The sequence below is a fragment of the Anaerobacillus sp. 63XJN7_4_ISO-PGPR-S23-413 genome (genome assembly GCF_056173725.1).
Genome location: NZ_CM149688.1, coordinates 2,616,516 through 2,637,910, shown reverse-complemented (window position 1 = coordinate 2,637,910; position 21,395 = coordinate 2,616,516). Strand labels below are relative to the sequence as shown.

General features: G+C 38.8%; 21 protein-coding genes and 1 other annotated feature. Of the genes, 12 read left to right on the top strand and 9 right to left on the bottom strand.

The genetic code is table 11. The features are described 5' to 3' along the window. Positions 1 to 122 precede the first annotated feature (122 nt). The 5 genes from AC0VYO_RS13950 to AC0VYO_RS13930 all read left to right on the top strand — a co-directional run bounded on the left by AC0VYO_RS13950 (position 123) and on the right by AC0VYO_RS13930 (position 5,378). The gene (locus AC0VYO_RS13950) at positions 123 to 584 is read left to right on the top strand and encodes a transcriptional regulator, SarA/Rot family (protein WP_475367726.1); all 462 of its coding nucleotides are present in this window, start codon (positions 123 to 125) and stop codon (positions 582 to 584) included. A gap of 98 nt (positions 585 to 682) precedes the next feature. After that, entirely contained in the window at positions 683 to 1,963 is a 1,281-nt protein-coding gene (locus tag AC0VYO_RS13945) for a DNA polymerase IV (protein ID WP_194222081.1), read from the top strand. 36 nt (positions 1,964 to 1,999) lie between these two features. Continuing rightward, positions 2,000 to 2,953 carry an AAA family ATPase gene (locus AC0VYO_RS13940; RefSeq protein WP_430246957.1) on the top strand — a complete coding sequence of 318 codons (954 nt, stop codon included), beginning with the start codon at positions 2,000 to 2,002 and terminating at the stop codon, positions 2,951 to 2,953. Positions 2,954 to 2,979: 26 nt separating this feature from the next. Next, positions 2,980 to 4,161 carry a DUF58 domain-containing protein gene (locus AC0VYO_RS13935; protein ID WP_475367725.1) on the top strand — a complete coding sequence of 394 codons (1,182 nt, stop codon included), beginning with the start codon at positions 2,980 to 2,982 and terminating at the stop codon, positions 4,159 to 4,161. Further along, positions 4,158 to 5,378 carry a hypothetical protein gene (locus AC0VYO_RS13930; RefSeq protein WP_475367724.1) on the top strand — a complete coding sequence of 407 codons (1,221 nt, stop codon included), beginning with the start codon at positions 4,158 to 4,160 and terminating at the stop codon, positions 5,376 to 5,378. Before AC0VYO_RS13935 ends, AC0VYO_RS13930 begins: the two co-directional genes overlap by 4 nt. Here the strand turns inward: AC0VYO_RS13930 and AC0VYO_RS13925 are convergent. Next, positions 5,355 to 5,951, bottom strand: a complete 597-nt coding sequence (locus tag AC0VYO_RS13925; RefSeq protein WP_475367723.1) for a lysostaphin resistance A-like protein — start codon at positions 5,949 to 5,951, stop codon at positions 5,355 to 5,357. The genes AC0VYO_RS13930 and AC0VYO_RS13925 overlap by 24 nt on opposite strands. A 90-nt stretch (positions 5,952 to 6,041) precedes the next feature. Between AC0VYO_RS13925 and rnz the strand changes: the two genes are divergently transcribed. Then, positions 6,042 to 6,974 carry a ribonuclease Z gene (gene rnz / locus AC0VYO_RS13920; protein WP_475367722.1) on the top strand — a complete coding sequence of 311 codons (933 nt, stop codon included), beginning with the start codon at positions 6,042 to 6,044 and terminating at the stop codon, positions 6,972 to 6,974. A 30-nt stretch (positions 6,975 to 7,004) separates the two neighbouring features. On the opposite strand, the gene namA is transcribed toward rnz, so the two are convergent. Continuing rightward, entirely contained in the window at positions 7,005 to 8,024 is a 1,020-nt protein-coding gene (gene namA, locus AC0VYO_RS13915) for an NADPH dehydrogenase NamA (protein ID WP_475367721.1), read from the bottom strand. 76 nt (positions 8,025 to 8,100) lie between these two features. Next, entirely contained in the window at positions 8,101 to 8,886 is a 786-nt protein-coding gene (locus tag AC0VYO_RS13910) for a glycerophosphodiester phosphodiesterase (RefSeq protein WP_430246950.1), read from the bottom strand. A 152-nt stretch (positions 8,887 to 9,038) separates the two neighbouring features. On the opposite strand from AC0VYO_RS13910, the gene AC0VYO_RS13905 reads away from it, so the two are divergent. From AC0VYO_RS13905 to AC0VYO_RS13895, 3 genes are all read left to right on the top strand, one after another. After that, positions 9,039 to 10,655: a M20/M25/M40 family metallo-hydrolase gene (locus AC0VYO_RS13905; RefSeq protein ID WP_475367720.1), complete on the top strand. Its 1,617-nt coding sequence runs from the start codon at positions 9,039 to 9,041 to the stop codon at positions 10,653 to 10,655. A 69-nt stretch (positions 10,656 to 10,724) separates the two neighbouring features. After that, positions 10,725 to 11,111, top strand: coding sequence for a DoxX family protein (locus AC0VYO_RS13900; RefSeq protein WP_303530762.1), 387 nt, complete (start codon positions 10,725 to 10,727; stop codon positions 11,109 to 11,111). A 123-nt stretch (positions 11,112 to 11,234) separates the two neighbouring features. Continuing rightward, positions 11,235 to 11,444 carry a cation transporter gene (locus tag AC0VYO_RS13895; protein ID WP_430246947.1) on the top strand — a complete coding sequence of 70 codons (210 nt, stop codon included), beginning with the start codon at positions 11,235 to 11,237 and terminating at the stop codon, positions 11,442 to 11,444. A 52-nt stretch (positions 11,445 to 11,496) separates the two neighbouring features. Here the strand turns inward: AC0VYO_RS13895 and AC0VYO_RS13890 are convergent, their stop codons facing one another. After that, positions 11,497 to 12,132, bottom strand: coding sequence for an FMN-dependent NADH-azoreductase (locus AC0VYO_RS13890; protein ID WP_475367719.1), 636 nt, complete (start codon positions 12,130 to 12,132; stop codon positions 11,497 to 11,499). A 172-nt stretch (positions 12,133 to 12,304) separates the two neighbouring features. Next, a complete protein-coding gene (locus AC0VYO_RS13885; protein WP_194222070.1) occupies positions 12,305 to 12,442 on the bottom strand; it encodes a hypothetical protein in 138 nt (45 codons plus the stop codon). Positions 12,443 to 12,699: 257 nt separating this feature from the next. Between AC0VYO_RS13885 and cls the strand changes: the two genes are divergently transcribed. After that, positions 12,700 to 14,145 (top strand): cardiolipin synthase, encoded by a 1,446-nt coding sequence (gene cls, locus AC0VYO_RS13880; RefSeq protein ID WP_475367718.1) that lies wholly within the window; start codon positions 12,700 to 12,702, stop codon positions 14,143 to 14,145. A gap of 280 nt (positions 14,146 to 14,425) precedes the next feature. Further along, positions 14,426 to 16,474: a peptidoglycan D,D-transpeptidase FtsI family protein gene (locus tag AC0VYO_RS13875; protein WP_475367717.1), complete on the top strand. Its 2,049-nt coding sequence runs from the start codon at positions 14,426 to 14,428 to the stop codon at positions 16,472 to 16,474. 54 nt (positions 16,475 to 16,528) lie between these two features. Here AC0VYO_RS13875 and AC0VYO_RS13870 read toward each other — a convergent pair whose 3' ends face one another. Both AC0VYO_RS13870 and AC0VYO_RS13865 read right to left on the bottom strand, forming a co-directional pair. Continuing rightward, entirely contained in the window at positions 16,529 to 17,872 is a 1,344-nt protein-coding gene (locus AC0VYO_RS13870; protein ID WP_475367716.1) for a sodium-dependent transporter, read from the bottom strand. 72 nt (positions 17,873 to 17,944) lie between these two features. Further along, positions 17,945 to 18,148: a binding site (T-box leader), on the bottom strand. Between the two features lie 113 nt (positions 18,149 to 18,261). Then, the gene (locus tag AC0VYO_RS13865) at positions 18,262 to 19,908 is read right to left on the bottom strand and encodes a BCCT family transporter (RefSeq protein ID WP_475367715.1); all 1,647 of its coding nucleotides are present in this window, start codon (positions 19,906 to 19,908) and stop codon (positions 18,262 to 18,264) included. 141 nt (positions 19,909 to 20,049) lie between these two features. Here AC0VYO_RS13865 and AC0VYO_RS13860 point away from each other — a divergent pair, with 141 nt between their 5' ends. Further along, complete coding sequence (locus AC0VYO_RS13860; RefSeq protein WP_430246939.1) at positions 20,050 to 20,373, top strand: MGMT family protein; 324 nt, start codon at positions 20,050 to 20,052, stop codon at positions 20,371 to 20,373. A 51-nt stretch (positions 20,374 to 20,424) separates the two neighbouring features. Here AC0VYO_RS13860 and AC0VYO_RS13855 read toward each other — a convergent pair whose 3' ends face one another. Next, positions 20,425 to 20,811 (bottom strand): DUF302 domain-containing protein, encoded by a 387-nt coding sequence (locus AC0VYO_RS13855; RefSeq protein ID WP_194222064.1) that lies wholly within the window; start codon positions 20,809 to 20,811, stop codon positions 20,425 to 20,427. A 109-nt stretch (positions 20,812 to 20,920) separates the two neighbouring features. Then, entirely contained in the window at positions 20,921 to 21,229 is a 309-nt protein-coding gene (locus AC0VYO_RS13850; protein WP_194222063.1) for a MerR family transcriptional regulator, read from the bottom strand. Between the last annotated feature and the right edge of the window lie 166 nt (positions 21,230 to 21,395).

Sequence of the window (21,395 nt, the reverse complement as noted above, 5' to 3'; positions counted from 1 at the left end):
CTTTTTTTGTTGTTCTCATCTTCGTGGCAGGATTCCTATATTATGTTAAAATAGATTCGTATGATTACAATTTAAGAAGTGGAAGCGGTGTTAAGATGGACTCTATTCAAACTCATAAACTAATGAACTATATGCGCGGAACATATAAAGTTCTCGAAAATGAATGGCAAAAAAATGCAAGAGAGATTGGATTAACTCAGGCTGAACAACATGTCATGTGGATTGTTTACTTTGAGGAAGAGGTAACGATAACCAAAATATCGGAAATCGGTTTATGGGATGTCTCCACCGTTATGCAGGTATTAAAGCGGTTGAAAAACAAAATGTTCGTTAAACTTGAAAAGAAAACGGATGATCGACGCGTATCATACGTTACTTTGACTGAAGAAGGACTAACGAAAGTAGAAGCGAGTGACCAGTATTCATACTCCGTTATGAAATACCTTGAAGAATATCGCTCCAAATCAGAAGAAAACGCTGAATTTCTTGAAGCAATGTATCAATTTCAGTTGGAGTTCAATAAGCATTTTCACGGAAATGAATTTGTGAAATGGGTTGAAAGACAACAAGTTAAAACGACGTAAGACAGGGGGCCACTCCTGTCTTTTTGTTAGTTACTAGTGACAGGCACCGCCCGAATAGACTCGAACGGAGTCGATTTAGGTTTAAGGAGATGTGTGGAATGGATAGGAGTGCAAAGGGAAGAGGGAGAATTATTTTTCATGTGGATATGAACAGTTTTTATGCGTCAGTTGAAGCTGCTCATAATCCTGAGCTTCGCGGAAAACCTCTTGCGATTGCCGGGAATGTTGAGGAAAGGCGAGGCATTGTGGTGACGAGTAGCTATGAAGCGAGAAAGAAAGGTGTGAAAACAACAATGCCGGTATGGGAAGCGAAAAAGTACTGTCCAGAACTTCTCATCATGCCGCCTAACTTTCCCCTTTATCGCCAAACCTCCCTCCAAATATTCGAATTGTTAGAAACCTACACGCCACTCGTTCAGCCAGTATCGATTGATGAAGGTTACTTAGATATTACGGAAGATTGTGGTGAGAAAAGTCCTGTTGCTATTGCAAAGGAAATTCAACAGCGGATTCATTCTGAAATTGGTATTCCTTGTAGTATCGGAATTGCCCCTAATAAATTCTTGGCTAAAATGGCTTCTGATATGAAGAAGCCTTTAGGTATAACGATTCTTCGTAAAAGAGAGCTAGATAAATTACTCTGGCCGCTAGATGTTGGTGAAATGCATGGCGTAGGCAAGAAAACGAAGGGAAAATTGCATGAACTCAATATTAAAACCATTCACGATCTTGCTCATGCGAATCCTCTGCAGCTTGAAATGAAGCTTGGTATTAACGGAAGAAGGTTACATGACCGCGCAAATGGGAGGGACGACCGTCCGGTTGATCCTGACGCCATAGATGAGTTTAAAAGCGTTGGGAATTCAACCACTTTTCCAGAGGACCTCATTGATCATCATCGTATTAATACTGCGCTGACTAATTTATCAGATTCGGTCGCGAAGCGTATGAGTAAGAAAAATGTTTTGAGCTTTAATATTCAGCTGACGATTCGCTACAATGATCGCACAACTGTAACCAGAAGCAAGAAGCTTCAAAACCCGATTTCTCAATCTGCTGATATTTTAGATGCAGCTCAGCGACTATTTGAAAAGAACTGGTCCGGGCAGCCAATTCGATTACTCGGAATAACTGGACAGCAATTAGTAGATCGAAACGAAGCCACTGTTCAGCTTGATTTATTTTCTTTTGAAGCTGATTCAAGAAGAGATAGCTTACAGAAAACCATTGGATCTATCCGATCAAAATACGGAGATAGTGCTCTTCTAAAAGGGAACCAGCTTGGCGAAGATGGAAGCCATAAACTGCGAGACGAGAAAAGACGTGGGACGAGTCTAGATCGTGATTTTCTTTGGAATTATAAAAAAGAAAAAGAATAGCCTATTTTTCATCTGGTCTGAAAGGGAGCTGACAAAATGAAAATTGTAGAAAAAATGAAGATTGTTCAACAAGAAATGCAAAAGGTGCTGATCGGCAAAGAAAAAACGATTGAACTTGTAGTGATTTCATTGTTGAATAATGGGAATGTTTTATTAGAAGATGTTCCAGGTACCGGGAAAACACTTCTTGCCCGGTCAATGGCCGTTTTACTAGGAGGGGAATTTAAGAGAATACAATTTACTCCTGATGTTCTTCCAGGTGACGTCACAGGTATTCAATTTTTCAATCCTAAGAAACAAGATTTTGAATTACGACCCGGACCCGTTATGACGAATGTATTACTCGCAGATGAGATAAATCGAGCTACTCCAAGAACCCAGTCGAGTTTATTGGAAGTTATGGAAGAGAAGCAAGTAACCATTGAAGGAACAACGTTAAAGCTCCCTACTCCTTTTATCGTCATGGCGACACAGAACCCATTAGAATCACAGGGCACCTTCTCATTACCTGAAGCACAAATGGATCGCTTCTTTATGCAAATGAAAAGTGGATACCCAACCATGAAAGAAGAAAAACAGATGATTCAAATGATGAGATTACATAATCCATTTGATGATTTGACGTGTCTTTTTGAAGAAGGTGAGATTGAATCATTTCAAGAGGAAGTAAAACGAGTTGAACTTTCTGATGTGATTGAAGATTATTTACTTAATATTGTGGAAGCCACAAGAAATTCAGAGTACATAAGTGTTGGCGTTAGTCCAAGGGGCACAATTGCCTTTATGAAAGCCGCACAGGGAAAAGCGTATTTAGAAGGGAGACGATATGTCACTCCTGATGATCTCCAGTTCGTGGCTCCTTATGTTCTTAGTCACCGTCTTGTACTTACGATGGAAGGATCCATGCGGATGACGAAACAAAAAGTATTTAATGAAATTCTCACTCAAATTGAAGTGCCTGTGGAAGTGTTAGGGACATCAGCAACATGAGGTGGAGATCGTCAACTAGGCTTTCATTGTTTCTAACTTCATTTTTTGCCCTGAGCTGGATTGTGCTTCTTTCCTCATTTTATTTTCAATCTTTTGAACTTTTCTTAATCACCATTGCGCTATTGTTATTAACCTTTTTTACTCGTCTGTACTTGAAAAAGGCAGGTGAGCAAGTTGAGTTAGAAAATAACCGTCGAACGATTAAGCTTTTCAAAGGGGAGCAGGAAACCCTCTCTTTTACACTAAACAATACAGGGAAATTGCCGATATGGAATGGTCAGCTCCATTTTTCTCTAGAGCCTATTCTGCATGTTTCAAACGTTGATCTAGTCCAAAATACCAAATACCTTCAATTTTATTCCATACCTTTTTATCTTGGTAAAAAGGAAAGGAAAACCATTTCCTTTCCGATTTATGCAGATAAAAGAGGAGTGACTCGGATAAGAAAAGTAGAGCTTTTGATTAAAGATCTCTTTGGATGGGGGAAACAGTTATCCATTCTTGAAAGTTTATTTCAGACAGAAATTCTGATATATCCCGAACTTTTAGAGGTGAAAGGTGTAGAGCAACTTTCGATGTTCGAATTGGGAAGCCATTCATATGAACATTCGCTATATGAAAACCTCTCATCTCCAGCAGGTGCCAGGGAATACGAAAGTTCGGACCCATTCAATCGCATTCATTGGAAAGCCACAGCTAGAACCTCAGAATTGAAAACAAAAGTATACGAACGTTCGATTGATTTGAGGTGGATATTTGTTCTTGATTTATCTGTTAAAAAGAAAAATAGTCCTGGGCAGGTCTCTAAAGACATCGAGACGTATATTAGTCAACTTGCTTTTCTCTGCAAGCTTGCTACCAAAAGAGGAGTGTCATTCGAATTACATATCAATTTAGATCCAGAGGGACCGTCCCCATGTATGACACTGGAAGCAGGTGAGGGAAATGCTCAGTTGAGTAATGCGCTTGAAATGCTAGCTCGAATTGACGAAACGAGACCTTTGTTATCTTTTGAGCGAATGAGTGCATGGCTGCGGAAGCGAATAACAGATCGTTCTGTTATCATTCGATTAGGAGAACCGATCCAAGAGAGCAAAGAAGCAGCGTTTTACCATCTATTAGAAAGGAAAGGACATAAATGCTATGAAGTGAAAATGTCAGGTGATGACGCATATCTTAGCCATTTAGAGAGGAAGAAGGAGTCATGAGTTTACGAAAGGAACTCCCTCATATTCTTTATTACGTTTATGACATGTTGTTTGTGTATCTTATCATTTCGTTTTTTTATTTGTATGAAAAAACCTTTCCACCGATATTTCCCTTTCTGACCATGGTTATAGGGGGAGGCTTAGTATTTTTCGGTGTCTACGCCCGAAACCGAGCATACATTTCGTTTACATTGATGTTGCTGCTAATGGTTTTGACGACTCTTGCGGGAGTAGCAGTGCTAGGTTTTCCGTTCCTATATACGGTTCTTCTTTCAATAGTCATTGCCTGGCGGAGTTATATAAACATGTGGGAAATCGAGCGAAGTAATGATGCGCTCATATTTTTCTTGAGTTTAATTGGGGCGTTTCTATTCTTTTTATTTAGTAATTCATCTGAGCTTCGACAGGTTATTTTTTTGTTGCCTCTTGTGCAGTTTGTGATGCTTCTTATTTGTAGAGCCGCTGTAGAAGTTAGAAAAACAGGAGGGAAGAAGCAGGCAAGGTGGGCGATAAGCTTTATCTTCATTTTGTTATCTGCTTCAAGTGTTCTGTTTAGTATCCTGATTTGGGTGAAAGAACCGATAGTAAAAGCAATCTCTTATTCGATAAGCGGACTAGGTTATGTTATTGGTCTACCGATTTACTGGTTAACATCGTTTCTTGAAGGTCGCTTTACTGAAGATGGTCAGGAATTATTACAGACGAGCTCGAGTAGTGAGACTCAAGAAATCATGAACGATAAAAAAATTCTGAATCAAGGGATGGATATTCCGATAGAGATGATTTTCTATACATTACTTTTCATTTGCTTCGTTATTGTTGTGATCGTTTTGTATAAGAAAAGGTTGGCTCTTACTCGTTTTCAAGTCAAATCGTTTGCAACTTCGACAAGTGAAACATTGTATTCACAAAAAGGTAAGCAAATGAAGCAATTAAAGCCACCTTCTGATCAAATAAGAAAACAGCTCTATGATCTTGAAATAAAAGCTTTCAAATATCGTAATGGTCGCCAAAAAGATGAAACGTTAAGTGAATGGTTGCGAAGGATTCCTGGTAGTCGTGAAAACAAAGAGTTTATTGTTAAAATTTACGAGAAGGTTCGCTATGGAGAGAAACATCCAGATCACAAAGAGGCTCTTCTGTATAAAAAGCATGTGAAGAACCTCCTTCATGAAGTAAAGTTTTCGTATAAACTAGAGAAGCGGAAAGAAAACTAGAAGAAATAAGTCGAAAACAAGGTGTGAAAGCAGCGGAACGATCATATTTTCTGTGCGGTTATACAGGTATCCCCATACAATTCCTGCTAAAACAGCAGCTATTAGCAATAGAAAAGCGCCTGCGTATATGTGTGCACTCATATAAAGCAGAGCAGCTAGTAAGATTGGATACTTGATGTGAATCGTTCTTAGCTGTGTTTGTACAAATCCTCTCCAAAACAGTTCTTCTCCCGGAATAATGATAAGAATTAGGCTGTAATAATGCCAGGTTTGATCAGGCGCTACAAGTTGATAGAGTGCTTCAACCTGAGTGATCGATTGAGGGAGTATGTAGAGCATCATCACTTTACCCACATAAAAAATAAGATACAGCAAGCCACCACTTCCAATTCCGATTATGAGTTGAGCGAAAGAAGGTTTCCTCCATTTAACATGACGGAATGAAAAACTACCGAGTAAGAGAAGAGATACGGTAAAGAGCGGCCAGAAGATGTCATTTAACAAAAAGAAAGACAAGAATAAAAGGATATGAGATAGGAACAATGCAATTATTAATCTATATTTCGAAGACATGAGATTCAGCTCCTATATAGGATTCATACATACAGTGTAGCTGATCATTGAAATGTTTGCGACAAAGAGACGATGAAAAGGAGAATTAAGATGGAAATCACATTTCTTGGGACAGGTGCCGGTGTTCCTTCCACAAAACGCAACGTCAGTTCCGCAGCCCTGCGATTGGATTCTGGAGAAGTATGGTTGTTTGATTGTGGAGAAGCGACACAACATCAAATTCTTATTTCATCCATTACTCTTAGTAAAATGACAAAAATTTTTATTACTCATTTGCACGGAGACCACATTTTTGGATTACCAGGCATCCTTGGAAGTCGCTCCTTTCAGGGAGGAGAATCAGAGGTGATTGTATACGGTCCCAAAGGATTAGCTGATTTTATTAATACAGCGATTCGGATTAGTGGCACCTACCTACGTTATCCGCTGCGTATTGTAGAAGTAGAGGACGGGATTCAAGTGAATGAATCTCATTTTTCCATTAAGGTTGCTCTTTTGGAGCACGGAATCGATAGCTTTGGTTATCGTATTGAAGAAAGGGATAAAGCAGGTACGTTAAATGTTGAAAAATTAAAGGCTCTCGGCGTACAGCCTGGACCGATCTATCAAAAGTTGAAAAGCGGTAGTTCAATTAAACTGGAGAATGGGCAAACGATTCATGCGTGTGACGTGACAGGACCAACCATTAAAGGTAGGCACATTGTCGTTTGTGGCGATACAAGATTTACAGAAAAGACCATTGATTTTGCCAGAAATGCCGACGTTTTGATTCATGAATCTACTTTTTCTGAGGCAAACACTAGACTAGCGTATGAGTATTATCATTCCACTACAGTGCAAGCAGCTCGAATTGCAAAGGATGCTCGGGTGGAGAAACTGTTGTTAAATCATATTAGTTCTCGCTACCAGGAATCTGATGTTGTCGGACTGGTGGAAGAAGCGAGAAATCTCTTTGAAAATACCGATTTAATGGAGGACCAGACAACGGTACATATTCCATTAAGAAAAGCGAGCTCAACTTGAGCTCGCTTTATCTATATTTATTTCAACACATTAGTTCCAACCACGTTCATATTGTTTAGGAGCTTTTAAATCTCCTCCAAGTTCAGCTGCGGCAGTTCTAGCCCAATAAGGATCTCTTAACATTTCTCTAGCGAGTAAAACAAGATCCGCGCGTTCATTTTGAATGATCTCTTCTGCTTGAAGAGGATGGGTAATTAATCCAACGGCTCCAGTCGCAATGTTAGATTCCTTTCGGATTTGTTCGGCATGCTTTACTTGATAACCTGGGTAGGCTTGAATACGCGCAGGAACAACTCCACCAGTACTGCAATCAACAAGATCGACGCCTTGCTTTTTCATTTCGTCAGAAAAATAAATGAAATCCTCCATTGTATTACCTTCTTCATGGTATTCCTCAGCAGAAATTCGAACGAATAGAGGTCCGTCCCAAACTTTGTTTACTTCATTAATGGTTTCTTTTAAGAAACGATAACGGCTTTCTTTTGAACCGCCATATTCATCTTTACGTTTGTTAGTGAGTGGGGATAGAAATTCATTGATTAAATATCCGTGAGCGCCGTGTAGTTCAATCACATCGAATCCTGCTTCCTTCGCTCGTTCCGCTCCTTTTCTAAAAGCAACGATGGTTTCCTTAATTTGTTCGACCGTCATTTCTTCTGGTGTTTTCATCTCCTCATTGAAAGGAATGGAAGATGGTGCAATAATCGGTCCATCCAGAACGGCTTTTCGACCTGCGTGCGCAAGTTGAATGCCAACTTTTGATCCCTGTTCTTGAGAAAGATGAACAATTTTTTTTAATCCTTCGATATGGTCATCACTCCAGATTCCAAGATCTTGTGGAGAAATACGACCTTGTTCTGTGACGGCTGCTGCTTCTGTGAAAATCAAGCCTGTTCCTCCTACAGCTCTGGAAGTGTAGTGAATATAGTGGAAGTTTGTGGCTTTACCATCCTGTGCTTCACATGAATACATGCACATGGGACTCATCACAATCCGGTTAGGGAAGGTGACATTTTTAATAGTATATGGTGTAAATAATGCTGAAGACATGCAATCGCTCCTTTATTACTTCTTTCGTGACCCCAAAAGTATAGCATGTCTTAAAATAGATGTCGCAAATCTTGATCTACTTTGTTACTACACTCCAGACAGTTTTCCACCATGATTTCTTTTGTTGAGGAATTTGTTTATTATGCATGATATTAAGCGCCAGGTCTGGGACGTCTGTCATAATTCCATCCACTTCCCAATCGAGGAATTGTCTGAGTCCTTTTTCGTCATTGACCGTGTAAGGACGTATTTTAATGCCATGTGAATGCACTGCTTTTACGAGTGATGCATGGATTGATTTGAATTGCGGATGGATCGCTTTTGCTTTTAATTTCTTAGCATAATGCCATGGCTCATGTAAATTCCCCTTATAAAGAGGTGCTGTTTCTAATTTTGGCCATAACTTATGCACATCTATCAGCCGATGGTGTTCAAAGCTAGAAATCATTGTATTCTTCTCAGAGCGATATTTCTTAATGAGTGGAATCGCCACTTTGGCAAGCTGTTCGTCGTCTTCTCGATAGTATTTTAATTCAATGTTTAACCAAACGTCTGGGTAGTCTGCTGCCCATAACAAAACCTCTTCTAACGAAGGGATTTTTTCATGTTTAAAATCGGGAGAAAACCAACTTCCCGCATCAAGTTTTTTGAGGTCAGAGAGAGTGGTTTGTGTCACAATCCCCTTTCCGGATGTTGTCCTTTTCAGCGTTCGATCATGAATGACGACAGGGATCCCATCTTTTGAAAGCTGAATATCAATTTCAATTCCGCCTGCTCCAAGATGAACAGCGCGTTGATAAGCACTTATTGTGTTCTCGGGGCATTGTCTACTTGCGCCTCTGTGAGCGAATATAATTGTCATTGTTCCCCTCATTTCTGCTGGTCTTTTCGGGTTTAGTATGTATAAAATATGATAAACGGAAAAAGAGTTCATAAAAGTCCGTCTATTCCCATTAAACCTACCAAAAACAGGTTGAATTTGCAAAAATAACAGACATATGAGGGGGCGATGAGATGGGGAAATGGCAAACGAAAGAAACCTTGATGTACTTACTATCCAGGCTAGTTGAACATCAGAGTGTAACGGGATCATATCCGGAGGTAGCACTTGCTGAATATATTCACCTTCAGCTTCAGGATTTGGACTATTTCAAAGACAATCCTAAAATGCTCGCTCTTCATCCAACAAGTGATGGTCGCTCTTTCGTTACAGGACTTATTAAAAAAGGACGGTCTAAGAAAACAGTTATTTTAATTAGCCATTTTGATGTGGTAGACATAGAAGACTACGGACAATTCAAAAATCTAGCTTTTAGTCCATATGATCTTACAGAAGAAATATACAAAAATATTGATAAAATGCCGGTTGAAGTTCAAAACGACCTTACAAGTGGCGAGTGGATGTTTGGGCGTGGTGTCATGGATATGAAAGCTGGGATTGCCCTTCAAATGAGTATGCTTGAAAAAGCAAATTTTGGTGAATTTGATGGGAATATTTTATTCCTTACCGTTCCTGATGAAGAAGCGAATTCACTTGGCATGATCGAAGCTGTTCCTGTACTTGTCGAAATGGCTAAACAGCATGATTTAATTTATACTGCCTGCTTAAATTCAGAACCTGTTTTTACAAATTATCCTGGCGACCAGAACTTGTATGTTTATTCAGGATCAATTGGAAAGCTATTACCTGGCTTTTTCTGTTACGGTCAAGAAACGCACGTTGGTGAGCCGTTCTCAGGATTGAACGCTAACTACATGGCTGCTGAAGTAACAAGAGAGCTTGAGCTTAACGCTGATTTTTGTGAAGTTGTCGATGGGGAGGTAACACCTCCGCCAACTAACTTAATGCAAAAGGATTTAAAAGAAGGATACTCCGTACAGATTCCGCATGTGGGTGTAACTCTTTTCAATGTTCTTGGTATGGAGAGGAGCATTCAGCATATTACAAATCAATTAATGGAGGCAGTCAAAGTTGCTGCCAAACGCATTGAAAATCACTATTTGGAGAAAGCTACAGCGTTCTCCATGCTCCAAAACTATGTCCCTGAACCATTCAAGGTTAACGTTCTGACTTATGAGCAGCTGCACCAACGTGCTGTTATGCTGTTTGGGGAGGCAGAAATTAAACGTCGGCAAGATTATATATCTGCCAATTTTAAAGATCTAGGCGATCGAGATCTTTCAACAAGAATGGTTTTTGATTTAGCCGCACTTTGTAAAGATGATGGTCCGATGATTATCCTTTTTTATAATCCGCCATTTTATCCGGCTGTATCTTCCAGGCATGATTCTTTTATTCAGGAAACCATTCAGCGAGTGGTCGCTTATAGTTCAACTAAACATAAGGTGACGCTGAAACCTCAACATTATTTTCCAGGACTTTCTGATTTAAGCTTCGTAGGGCTTGAAAGAACGAAAGAAACAATCCAACCATTAATGAGCAACATGCCGTTATATGGTCAATCATACGAATTGCCTCTAGAAGCTTTAGAGCAGCTAAAAGTTCCCGTCATGAACCTTGGCCCTAAGGGTAAAGATGCGCATAAATGGACAGAACGCCTTGAACTCACCTATTCTTTTGAAACGCTTCATGAAATGCTTCCTTATACAATTAAGGAGCTGCTTCGCTAAGCGTTTTCCTTCAACAAATGAAGGTGAGTTTGCTATCATGAAAGAATCGAAGTGAAAAGGAGATAATTTATGAAAAAAACGATTCGGATGATAGCGCTCGTCTTATTTGCTTTCTTCTTTATTTTTGCAGGATTTGCTCATTTTCTTCAGGGTGAAGGTTTTGCCGCAATGGTACCCGATTGGGTTCCGTTTAAACTCGGCCTCATTTATTTAACTGGAATCATAGAAATCGTATTAGCGATTCTTCTACTTGTTCCTTCCACACGAAAACAGGCTAGATTGTGGACGGTCATATATTTAATCGCCATTTTTCCAGCAAATATTTATGCAGCAATTGCTGGCGTACCTGCTCCAGGGCAAGATGAAGCAAATCAAGTATTATTATGGGTGAGATTACTTTTCCAACCATTATTGATCTGGTGGGTATTCTGGGCCGCAGCTCAAAAAGACAGTTAGGGAATTTCCCCTGCTGTCTTTTGCTATAATTGAAAGTTCTAGCTTTGAATTTTTGGACATAGTACTTTAACAAGAATAGGGGAAGAATAGAGTCAACTTAACAACTGGAGGGGTGAACAAGGAGTGGAAAAAACAACTTTGAAGATTAAAGGAATGACTGGAGAAAATTGTATGGTGATCGTTCGGACTGCTTTACTAGAATTGAATGGAGTTTTGGCTGTAGAAGTTCATCTCAAGGAAGGAAATGCTAAAGTAACCTATGATAAAAATGAAGTGTCTACCTCAGATATACAGAAAGTAGTGGAAAAGCAGGGGTATGATGTGAAGGTATAAAAAACCAGCTGAAATTAATTCTTCAGCTGGTTTTCGTGAATATATATCGAGATTAGAATGTATGTGCAGTGTCTTTTGCACGAGCAATAGCTTCCTGTTTAATTTCTTCTGCTTTATCTGGCATAGCATTATGACCTTCTACAAAGAGTCCTTCGTATTCTGGAACACCGTAGAATTGCATCATCGTTGTGAAATAACGATGACCCATTTCCATTTCAGCAGCGGGACCTTCAGAATACACGCCACCACGTGCCTGGATATGAATGGCTTTTTTATCTGTTAAAAGACCTACAGGGCCATTTTCAGTATATTTAAAGGCTTTACCAGCCACAGATACAGAGTCAAAATAGGCTTTCATTACTGGAGGGAAAGAGAAATTCCAGAGTGGAGTAACGAATACATATTTATCTGCTTCAATAAATTCTTCACTTAATTCATTAAGACGCTGTACTTTTTCTTGCTCACTTGCTGATAGTTCTTCAAACCCTTTTCCTGACTGCAATTTTCCCCAGCCGCTGAACACATCAGCATCGATTTGAGGAATATGCTCACTATAAAGATCAATATGAACTACCTCATCGTTTTCATTTTCTTGCTTATACGTCTCTATAAATGCTTTACCTACTGCCATACTATAAGATTGAGTATCATCGTGTGGATGAGCAGTGATGTATAAAACTTTTGCCATTACAGATTCATTCCTTTCCTATTCGTTCCGATTATCTCGAATTGAGTTATTCTTAATTCAAGACAAACTATAAAACAGACGTAAGATTGATTCAAGGAATTTGCCTCATAGTAATTAAATCAATGTTAAAGTCATAAAAGCCTTGCTAAATGAGCAAGGCTTTTATGAAGAATTATTTAGTTGGTGGCAGTTGAAATGGATTGCAGCTGATACATTTTCGAACGTCATCAGTGATTTTAAGAGGTTGATTCTTAGCTGAAGTTACAGAGGGAACAGAGCTTCCATCGAAATGAATTGGTTTACCATTCATTTAAACTCCTCCTTGTATTTGTTGCTTCTATTTTACTTGGAAAAAAGAAGAAGTGGAATAGCTTTTATGTAATAAAATTCAATATTTTTTGTTTCAACTAACAAGAGAAAATGGATAAAATCACTTAATAATGAGATGAAATATGGAAAGGATTCACTTGTTTCACAATTAATCTTAATAACAGTTTAGAAATAAGGTAAACTTAAGGGATTAGAGAGTAAAATTTGTCATTGTGGTTAATAAAGGAGTTATGATTTATGCACATTATATCGATTTTATTAGGAATATTATTCGTTCTAAATCTTGGTTTTGCTGCGCTCGTTATTTTCCTGGAACGGAAGGATGCTGGTGCCACATGGGCCTGGCTAATGGTCCTTCTTTTTATTCCGCTCCTTGGTTTTGTAATGTATTTAGTTTTTGGACAAAACCTTAGTCGAAGAAGATTATTTGATTGGGATAATATTAAAAAAGTAGGAATCGAGGATTTAATTGAGGAACAAGTTAGTGAGATTAAAAGTGGGATTTATCCATTTAGACATGAAGAAATTGCCAGACATAAAGATCTTATTTATATGCATCTTGTAAATGATGACGCAGTACTTACTCAGGATAATGCAATAAGCGTTTTTACAGATGGAGAAGAAAAATTCAACGCACTAATTGAGGATATTGGTCGTGCGAGTGATCATATTCACTTTCAATACTATATTTTTCAAAAAGATGATCTTGGTAGAAAACTGGTAGAAAAGTTGACTCGAAAGGCACAAGAAGGTGTGAAGGTACGTGTTCTTTATGATGAAATGGGTTCAAGAAAAACAAGGAAGCGATTCTTCCGAGATTTAATTGCAGCGGGAGGAGAAGTGGAGGTGTTTTTCCCTTCTCGAATTCCATATGTCAATACTCGCTTGAATTACCGAAATCACCGCAAGCTCGTTATTATTGATGGGAAACTTGGCTATGTTGGTGGGTTTAATGTTGGTGATGAGTACTTAGGTTTAAATCCGAAGTTTGGGTATTGGCGTGATACACATCTACGAATAGAAGGAAGTGCAACGCTCGCTATGCAAACACGGTTCCTCTTAGATTGGAATCATGCTGCTCGGAACAAAGTAGGGTATAAATCTTGTTATTTTCCTATTATCGAATCGATTGGAAAAGCAGGTGTGCAGGTCGTCAGTAGTGGACCAGATTCAGAATGGGAACAGATTAAGAATGGGTACATTAAGCTTATTACATCAGCAAAGCGCACCATATTCATTCAAACCCCTTACTTTATACCAGATGCAAGTCTGTTAGATGCTTTACGTATAGCGGCTCTTAGCGGGGTTGATGTGAGGTTAATGATTCCCAACAAACCTGACCATTTGTTTGTCTACTGGGCAACCTATTCTTATGTGGGAGAATTACTGAAAGCGGGAGCTAGAATTTACATTTACCAGAACGGGTTTATACACGCTAAAACTATAGCGGTTGACAGCGAAATATCTTCGGTAGGAACAGCAAATATTGATGTTCGTAGCTTTCGACTTAATTTCGAAGTGAATGCCTTTATTTATGATGAGGAAATCTCTAAGAAACTGGAGAATATTTTCATAAATGATATGAAGAAGAGTGAGGAACTAACAGAAGTGGAATATCTTGAACGTTCGCTTTGGATACGTTTTAAAGAATCAATTTCACGCTTGCTTTCGCCAATACTATAAGATCTTAATAGAAATACGTAAAGGAGTGTGTTAACGAAACACGCTCCTTTTGTTATGTCTTTACGGAGAAACAAGCGTAAAAAGGTCTGAATCGATCACACATAGCTACTTTTACACTTTAAATTGAACCATTCAAACGTATTGAATCGTCTAACTATAGAGAGAGTAAGCGTTTATTTTGGTGTTAAGAAATTGTATTTATTTTCTAATAAGGAAAAAAGTCCTAATAAACCTATGTTATGATAGTTGGGAAGATAAGGAAATGTCGTGGGGGGCCTTTATGATTAAAGAAAAAATGAAGAAAACACATGTGCCATTTCGGCTGAATATCTTATTTCTTTTTGTTTTTTTATTGTTTTCTGTTTTAATCTTACGGCTTGGTGTGATTCAAATTGTGCAAGGGGAAGATTTTGAGCGAATCTCAGAGCAAACAGAAAATGTGACAGCGAAATCATCGGCGCCAAGAGGGAAGATGTATGATCGGTATGGAAGAGTACTTGTTGATAACGAACCAACGTTTACATTAACGTATATCCGAAATCAGAAGACGAAACAGCAGGAAAGACTTGATGTAGCTCGTAAGTTAGCAGCATTTATTGAAATGGATACAGATAAAGTGACTGAACGAGATTTAAAGGATTTTTGGATTATCACGAGACCAGAAAAGGCAAAGGAGAAGTTATCGGAAGAAGAAAGGAATGATCTTGATTCTAAAAAAGCATATCAATTGCAAATTGATCGGATTAAAGAAGAAGATCTTAAAGAGATAACGAGTGATCAAGAGGAATTAAAAATAGCTGCAATTAAAAGACAAATGGATACTGGGTATGCGCTTTCTTCTCAGGCAATTAAAAAAGGATTAACGAGAGAAGAAATCGCAAAAGTGAGCGAGAACCTAGAAGAGCTTCCTGGAGTTGATATCTCACCAGATGCCGAACGTGTCTATCCATACGATGAAACGATGGAGACGATGTTTGGTAATCTAGGACAAATCCCTAAAGAATCTTTAGATGCCTATACAATGAAAGGCTACGACAATAATGATCTTGTAGGCATCAGCTATCTTGAGAAGCAGTATGAGGATTTATTAAGAGGGCAGAAAGCGATGAAGAAGTACGTAACGGATAAATCAGGCAAACCAATAGGTGAACCTGAGGTGACTCCAGGAAAAAGAGGGAATGATCTCGTTCTTACAGTAGATATAGATCTTCAGCAGAAGCTTGAAACAATTCTTGAAGAGGAATTAAGAAAGGCTAGAGCGCGTGGGAACCCATACGCTGATCGTGCGTATGCGATTGGAATGGACCCAGAAACGGGTGAAGTATTAGCCTTTGGTGGAACAAAATATAGCTCGAAAGAAAATGAGTATATCGAGTATTCCTATGGGACCCTTTCAGAATCATATGAAATGGGATCAGCGGTGAAAGGGGCGTCCGTCCTAACGGGTTATGAAACGGGTGTGATTAGCCATGGGACAACTCTATTCGATACTCCAATATCTATTCCTTCTACCCCCAAGAAAGCGTCATATGCAAACTTAGGGTGGGTAAATGATGTGGAAGCATTAGAGAGATCCTCCAACGTGTATATGTACCGAATCGCTATGATGATAGCAGGGTTTGATTATGTTCCAGACACAAGCGGGATTCCTTGGAATCGAGATGGCTATAATGCTGTTCGTTATCACTTCAATCAATTTGGATTAGGTAATAAGACGGGAATTGATATGCCAATTGAAACAACAGGAATCAATGGAGGCATTCAGCAAATTGGTAACTTAATGGATTTAATGATTGGTCAGTTTGATACGTATACCCCCTTGCAGATGGCTCAGTATATTTCAACGATTGCAAATGATGGGAAAAGAATTCAACCACACTTTTTAAAAGAAGTTCATGAAGCTTCAAATGTCGATGGGTTATCCAATATTATCGTGGATCAGTTCGATACAAACGTAATGAATCGTATTCAAATGAGTCAAAGTGATATAAATCGAGTGCAAAATGGTTTATGGCGAGTGACGAATGCTAGCAATGGTACAGCGACAAAGTATTTTAAGGGAGTAGATTTCACTCATGCGGGTAAAACAGGGACTGCTCAGGTGTCATTCGGTAATGATAATCAGGTTAAGGGTTTTAATTTAACCTTTGTTGGCTATGCTCCTTATGAGGACCCTGAAATTGCTTTAGCCGTTGTAGTCCCTAGCTTAAGTAGTGATCGAAATGAATCAGTAAATAAAGACATAGCTAGACGATTATTTGAAGCTTATTTTGATCTTAAAGACGAACCAAAACCAGCTTCTCCTGGTGAAGAGGAAGATGCTGAATAACAGAGTATGATATAACAAGAAAGCCTCACCAGATTGGTGAGGCTTTTACTCATACTACCAGATACCAAGGACATCTAACATGACGAACAAAATAAGAAGAGGTGCAACGAAGCGAATAAGAAAATACCACGTTTCAAACAATCCTTTTTTCAAGCCACTTCCACGTTTTAATTCCTCATAGAGTGCTGACTTCTTCATTTTTAATGGAACAAATAGTGAAATTAACAAAGCTCCTATTGGTAACAAAACGTTACTTACTGCATAATCAGCTAAATCAAAAATCGTTTTATTAAATAATGTCGCGTCGCTTAAAACGCCGTATGATAGGGCAGATGGAATTCCAACAACAAAGATCGCAAGTCCGATAATCCATGCCCATTTTTTTCGTTTCTTAAGATCGCCTTTTGATATCACCGATACAATGATTTCAAGCATAGAGAAGGCGGAGGTTAATGCTGCAAATAAGAAAAGAACTAAGAATGCAATGAAAAAGAGCATGCCGAACGGTAATTGCCCAAAGACTGTCGGAAGGACATTGAACAATAGAACGGGACCAGCGCCTGCTTCAAGATCGAAAGCAAATACAGCAGGAAAGATCGCAAGACCAGCAAGCAATACAATGAAAATGTTCATTGCGACAATCGAGATCGCTGAGCGTGGTAAGCTTTGCGTCTTTGGTAAATAAGAACTGTAAGTAACCATAACGGATACACCAACACTTAATGTAAAGAAAGATTGCCCCATTGCTTCAAGTATGGTTTGTGATGTAACTTTTGAGAAATCGGGTTGAAGCAAGAATAAGATTCCGTCCATCGAACCTTCTAACGTTACCGCACGAATGACAAGAATAATAAAGAGAAGAAATAATGCAGGCATCATAATTTTACTTGCTTGTTCAATTCCTTTTTCAACACCTCTTGCTACAACAAGAATTGTTAATATAATAAAAATAAATTGTGCGAATATGCTAATAAATGAATTCGAAATGGTCGTCCCAAAAACCTGAGCGTATTCATCTGAAGATAGTCCATTTAGCTCTCCTGTCACTGCTTTATACAGGTAGGCAATAATCCACCCCCCAATAACACTGTAAAAGGATAACAAGATGAAGGATGTAATCATGCCCAAAATTCCTACACGATACCATTTTGATTCAGGAGAAATGGTTTTATAAGAATCTACCGCATTACTTTGAGCAGTTCTTCCAATAGAGAACTCTGCAAGCAAAAGAGGGAGACCGAGAATTAAGGTGAATAGGATGAAGATCAGAAAGAAAGCCCCGCCTCCGTTCTGACCTGCTGTATAAGGGAATTTCCAAATTGCGCCAAGCCCGATGGCAGAACCTGCTGCAGCTAGGATAAATCCAAGTCTTGATGACCACTGTTCGTTTTGACTCATGCTGTTTCTCCTTTCAATTTTTATTGAATGCTGATCACGTTATGCCACAAAAAAAATCGTCCCTACGTTATCCGTAGGGACGATTGTTATCGCGGTACCACCCTGGTTGTGAGATGAACTCACCACTTCATAGTGTAACGATCTTCACCGTCTTTTGAGATTGCAAAAGAAGCTCCAGAAATGAAATTCACGTCCTTTTATATACCGATTCTCACCAACCATCGGCTCTCTTCAATAGGGAAAAGGTGGCTACTTAATTTCCTTCAAAGCAGTTCAATTATTATAGAGTTATTCAATTTTTATCATGACCAACTGAAAGTGTCAATATGAATTTCGATATGGAAAAATAATCAAGAACATGTTTTTAGTTTGAATCAGGTGCCGAAAAGTTAGTTGTCTTTTTTATCGTCTTCAAAATGCGCATCAACTGGTCCTTTTTGCTGCTTATTTTTCTTACGGCGAATTGTCTGTAAAATCTTTTTGTAATTTAATGAAAAAGTCTTAGGCTCATAGTGTTCTGAAGCTTTAATATCGGCTGTTGAAGCACGCATAAACGACCAACCTAGCATAATCATGATAAATAGAAGGGGAAACCCACCGACAATACTTGCGGTTTGGAGAGTTCCAAGTCCTCCAACAAACATCAGCACCAGTGGCATTAAGCAAAGAGCAAATGCCCAGAAGAGTCGATTCCAACGGAGGGGTTCATCTTTCACCTCTTTTTGGACAACGGAAGCGAGAATATAGGAGCTAGAATCAAACGTCGTCGCAAGAAAGATGATCGCTAACACAACAAAAACGAGAATCATAAACCATGAAAGGGGAAGCTGAGCAATTGTTTCAATTATCGCTCTTGGTGCTCCTTGATCATTGAGTACTTTAATGACGTCGAATTCACCTGTTAACTGCATATGAAGTCCATAATTCCCAAGAATACCAAAGAATAATAAACTTCCCAGTGTTCCGTAACTAATGGTTCCAAGGATCATTTGTTTAATAGAACGACCTCTTGAAATCTTGGCAACGAATAGCCCAACAAAAGGTGCGTAAACAAGCCACCATGCCCAGTAGAAGACGGTCCAACTCTCTGGAAATCCAGTTTTATCATATGGACCAAGAGCATTGAATGGCTCTGTCCATGTACTCATATGAAAGAAGTTATCTAACAATAAGCCGACACTGTTCGTTGCCGTTTCAACGAGAAACCGCGTCGGACCTACTATTAAAACAAAGAGAAGCAGAAAAATCGAGAGAACTAAGTTGATATCTGATAGCACCTTAATTCCTTTCTTTAAACCTGAGTAGGCACTAATGGCAAAAATGGCTGTGACCAGAATAAGAATCATCGTCTTTAAGCCCATTGTTACTCCAATACCTGTCAGAGCATCGATTCCCTCAGCGATCATAGGAGTTCCAAGGGCAAGCGTTGTACCTGCTCCGCCAAGAAGTCCAAACATGAATAGAACATCAATAATAGTCCCTAAAGGCCCATCAACAAGGTTTCCAATTAACGGTCTTGTCGCTTCACTTATTTTGAGAACGGGTTTTTTACGAACATAGTAGAAATAAGCCATAGGAAGAGCAGGAAGGGTGTAGATCGCCCATGCGATTGGTCCCCAGTGGAAGATGCCGTATGTACTTGCCCAAAGGATAGCTTCTTCTGTTCCAGGCTCCAATCCAAACGGTGGTCCTTGATAATAATAGGCCCATTCGATCGTTCCCCAATATAAAATACTTGATCCTATTCCTGCGCAGAATAGCATTCCTGCCCAAGAAAAATTATTGAATTCAGGACGTTCTCCTTCTTCACCTAATCGCACACGTCCATTATCACTGAATGCCACATAGATTAAAAAGAAAAAAATACCGAGACCGACAATTAAATAAAGGACACCAAATTGGGTTGTAACAAACTCATTTGCTTTATTGACGAATTCCTTTCCACTCTCGGGAAAAAGAGTAAGTGGGACGGTAACGAGCAGTAATAAACTTAAAGCACCCAGAAAGGTAGGCCAATCAATTATTCGCTTATCCATTACATTTAAGCTCCTTTGCAATAGCGGATTAAGCTTAGTTTCTAGCACGAACATTTTTTTATACAACGCTTTTTATTTTTTGGAATTACTTCGGTTTTGTTATAATAAGTGGATAGAAAGTTACATTAGAGGGTGAAGTATTTGGAGTCATTTACTGAGAAAGTCGTTTCGATTATTAGTAAAATCCCATCTGGTAAAGTGATGACATATGGACAAATCGCAAAGTGTGCGGGAAGTCCAAGAGGAGCAAGACAAGTGGTTAGAATTCTCCATTCAATGAGTCAGAAGTATAAACTCCCATGGCATCGTGTGATCAACGCAAAAGGGGAAATTGGTATCAAAACGGAAGAAGGCTCTATTGATCAGACAATGTTGCTCGAAGGAGAAGGGATTGTCTTTCTACCTAATTCAAAAGTTGATTTAACTGTCTATCGCTATGAGCCAGCTCTGCGAGACAATGGTTAATAAAACAAGAAGGTGTATCTCGTTAGAGATACACCTTCTTGTTCAGTAATTCTATTTGCTTTTATCAATACATGAAACAAGGCGCTTTTCAATGTCAGAGCCAATATCGCTTAAGTTGTCATCACCCGTTAAATTTAATAATGTTGTTGGCTTGGGCATTCCGATTTTAGTTTGACCATCTTCTTCATATACAACAATTTTACATGGGAGAAAGTACCCAACTAATTTGTCTTCATTTAGAACGCGCTCAGCCTCTTTAGGATTGCAAACTTCTAGAACACGATAAGGTGTATGAAAGTCCATTCCTTTTTCTTGTAACTTAGCAGATAGATCGAAATCCCATAATACACCGAATTTTTCTGTTTGAAGTTCCGTACTTAAATCAGAGACTGCCTGTTCGACTGTTTTGGATGTTTCAACTGTGTAATGAAAACTCATTTAGAACAACCCCTTAAAATAAATATCGTTATGCTTTATTGGTATACCCGGCATCGTATATTTTAAACGAGTTCATATGAAAAAAACAGGCGATTGTCGCCTGTTTTGTTTATTTCGTCATTTTGAAAGCGGCATTTAATTGACCACGAATCATTTCATCTCTGATTTTATCTTTGTCTTTCTGCTTTTCTTTTTTATATAGCTTTTTGATTTCAAATGTTTGCATGCCATCTTCAATTTGATTGGCGATATCCATTAATTTCTCTACATCCGTAAATGAAAATTTTCGAGTTCCGCCACCAGATCGTTCTGGCAAGATTAGTCCTCTTTCTTCGTAGTAGCGGATTTTTCGTAAAGATAGTCCCGTTAGTTCACTAACTGAACCGATTGGCAGAACTTTTTTATCTTTATATGACATCTCCAGTCACTCCCTGTGGATATATTCATAATGCAGCTACCGCTACATATACTATTGAAGTCTTCTAAACTGGCAATCTACTTTGATTATAGCATAAGCGTTAAAAGAAAATGTATTACATGTTAGAATACCTAACGTATGTTATGTATTGTTCGCAATGAGTGTG